Annotated in this window: 3 protein-coding genes; 2 read left to right on the plus strand and 1 reads right to left on the minus strand. The window is 72.9% G+C overall.

What is annotated here, in order from left to right:
* Positions 1–290: GntR family transcriptional regulator (locus tag C1J01_RS47505; RefSeq protein ID WP_146616025.1), on the minus strand; the 290-nt coding region annotated here is incomplete at its 3' end.
* A gap of 71 nt (positions 291–361) precedes the next feature.
* Here C1J01_RS47505 and C1J01_RS47510 point away from each other — a divergent pair.
* Complete coding sequence (locus tag C1J01_RS47510) at positions 362–1,000, plus strand: pyridoxamine 5'-phosphate oxidase family protein (protein WP_111185675.1); 639 nt, start codon at positions 362–364, stop codon at positions 998–1,000.
* An 85-nt stretch (positions 1,001–1,085) separates the two neighbouring features.
* Positions 1,086–2,501: a serine/threonine-protein kinase gene (locus tag C1J01_RS47515; protein ID WP_111185677.1), complete on the plus strand. Its 1,416-nt coding sequence runs from the start codon at positions 1,086–1,088 to the stop codon at positions 2,499–2,501.
* The last annotated feature ends 8 nt before the right edge of the window (positions 2,502–2,509 follow it).

Consider the following 2,509-nt stretch of genomic DNA (forward strand, 5'->3'; position numbering starts at 1 on the left):
GACGCGGCCCGACCCGGTGGGCGGGGCGGCTGCTCCATCTCGGCCACGAACGTGCCCGAGCCGTGGCGCCCGTCGAGCCACCCCTCGGCGTAGAGCTGCTGGTACGCCTCCGTCACGACCGTACGGCTGACCTCGAGCTGGGCGGCGAGCGCCCGCGTGGACGGCAGCCGCTCGCCGGGCGCCAGCGTGCCGTCGAGCATGGCGCCGCGCAGCCGGTCGGACAGCTGCGCGATGAGCGGCTCGGCGGAGTCGCGGGACAGGGATATGGGCAGGTCGACAGCGGTACGCACGGAAGTGGTCTCTATGAACGGGTGGATAGTGGCCCTACAGGATAGGTCCACTTCGCCGTTACGGTCGAATCATGCTGTCCACCACTCCCCGCACCACGCTGGGCCGCGAGAAGCAGCGCGGCAGCACCGACAGGAACGACCTCTACGACGTGCTCGACACCGGGCTGGTCTGCCACCTCGGCGTGGTCGTGAACGGCTGCCCGATGGTCGTGCCCACCGGATACGGCCGCATCGGCGACACCCTCTACCTGCACGGCTCGACCGGAGCCTCCTCGCTGCGGGCGGCCGACGGCGCCGAGGTCTGCGTCACGGTCACGCACCTCGACGGCGTCGTGCTGGCCCGCTCGGTCTTCCACCACTCGGTCAACTACCGTTCGGCGATCGTCTACGGCCGGGCCCGGCTCGTCACTGACCCGGACGAGCGGCTGGCCGGGCTGCGCGCCCTGTCGGAGCAGCTGGCCCCCGGCCAGTGGGACTACGTCCGCCCGCCTAACCGCAAGGAGCTGGCCGCCACGGCCGTGCTGGCGCTGTCGCTGGAGGAGGCGTCGGTCAAGATGCGGCGCGGCGGGCCGAAGGACGACGAGGAGGACTACGCGCTGCCGATCTGGGCCGGCGTGTTGCCGCTGGTCACGTCATGGGGGGAGCCCGAACCAGATTCGGTGCTCCCAGAAGGTATCGAAACCCCGGTTCACATCCTCCATCGGGAGTAGTTCCATGAAACCGGGCCACCTGGAAAACCCTGCTCCTTGATCACACGTCTCATCAGGTGGGCCGTCCTCCTGATGGGAGAGGCGTATGCAGTGGAGTGCCCCCGGATACACGGAGATCAGGCAGCTCGGGCGCGGCGGGAGCGGGCGTGTCGTGCTGGCCGTGCACGACGCGACCGGGATCAGGGTGGCGATCAAGTACCTGTCCGAGGAGTGGCGGCACGACGCCGCGGCGCTGGCCAGGTTCCAGTCCGAGGCGCGGCTGCTCGTCACGCTGCGCGATCCGAACATCGCCACGATGTGGGAGTACATCCAGGACGCCTTCGGCGCCTGCATCGTGATGGAGCTGGTGAACGGCGTCTCGTTACGCGCGCTCCTGCGGGAGAACGGCCCCGCCGGGCCGGAGGCGGCGCTGGCCGTGCTGAAGGGCTCGCTGCTGGGGCTGGCCAAGGCGCACGACCTCGAGCTGGTGCACCGCGACTACAAGCCGGAGAACGTGCTCGTCCGCGACGACGGGGTCAGCAAGCTGGTCGACTTCGGCATCGCGGTGCGGGACGGCACGGCGGCCCGGCCGGAGGGGACGCCGCCGTACATGGCGCCCGAGCTGTGGGCGGGGCGGCCCGCGACGCCCGCGACGGACGTGTACGCGGCCACCGTCGTGTTCTTCGAGTGCCTGACCGGGCAGCGGCCCTACCGGTCCACCGAGCCGAGCGTGCTCGGGTACCAGCACGTGCACGCCCCCGTGCCCCTCCACGAGGCGCCGTCACCCGTGCGGGAGCTGGTGCGGCGCGGGCTGGCCAAGGACCCCGCCGAGCGGCCGGGGAGCGCTCTGGCGTTCGTCGGCGAGCTGGAGCGGGCGGCGCGGGCGGCGTACGGGGAGGACTGGGAGGAGCGGGGACGGCGGCGGCTGTCCGGGCTCGTGGCCCTGCTCGCGCTCCTGCTGCCGGAGGGGCCGCCCCCGCCCACGCCGGAGACGTCCACGTCACTGGCCCGGACGGTGTTCCAAGATCTGCGCTCGACAGTGCGACGGGTGGGGCGGTCGAAGGCGGCCACCGGAGCCGGCGCTGACGCGCCTGCGGCTGCGGGGCCGGACGGGTGGACTGTGGACGGGTCGCCCGTGCGCAGGGCGGCCGGGCCGAACGTGCGGCGCGTGGCGATGGGGGGTGCGCTGGCCACGGCGGCGGCCGTGACGGCGGTGATCGTCCTGGTCTCCAGCCGGCCGGCGCCCGAACAGCCGATCGGCGCGGCGGCGGCCGTCCCGCCGAGCGGGCAGCTCTCCGCTCCACCCGAGACACCCTCGGACGCTGGGGACCAGCCTGCGGGCTCACCGCAAGCGGCCGTTCCCCCAGAGACCGGACCGCCCGGCTTCCCCGAATCCACCGGCGCCGACCCTGCCGGTCTCCCCCGGCCGTCCGGGCTGGACGACGGTCGCGGAGGACCCGTCGGCCGTGCAGCCGGTGAGCGCGGCCGCCGCGATCAGCAGCGACGGGACGAAAAGGCGTAACGAGATCA

It is taken from the genome of Nonomuraea aridisoli (assembly GCF_003236395.1).
Taxonomy (GTDB): Bacteria; Actinomycetota; Actinomycetes; order Streptosporangiales; family Streptosporangiaceae; genus Nonomuraea; species Nonomuraea aridisoli.